This is a genomic window from Flagellimonas beolgyonensis, assembly GCF_003992615.1.
GTDB classification, from domain to species: Bacteria; Bacteroidota; Bacteroidia; order Flavobacteriales; family Flavobacteriaceae; genus Flagellimonas; species Flagellimonas beolgyonensis.
The window spans coordinates 205,752-205,983 of sequence record NZ_RZMY01000015.1 but is presented as its reverse complement, the minus strand read 5'-3'; the positions used below and the strand labels follow the sequence as shown (position 1 = coordinate 205,983).

The following is a 232-nucleotide window of genomic DNA, read 5'->3' as shown; positions in this document are numbered from 1 at the left end:
GGTGGGCGCCCCGAACAGTGACACGGTGACCATTACCAGCGACGATGTTGCCCCGGACCCGGTGGCGACGATAACGGCCACGGACAACGCTGCGGCCGAGAACCCCTTGGACACGGGCGAATATACGGTGAGCCTTGATGTGGTCAACGGCACGGGCTCCGCGATAACTGTGAACTATACGGTTGGCGGCACGGCGACCTCGGTCAGCGACTTTGTTGCGCTTGCGGGCAGT

General features: G+C 63.4%; 1 protein-coding gene. It reads left to right on the top strand.

The annotated features are described in order from the left end of the window. A partial coding sequence (locus EO131_RS17270) for a hypothetical protein (protein WP_206512881.1) occupies positions 1-232 on the top strand: 232 nt, incomplete at both ends.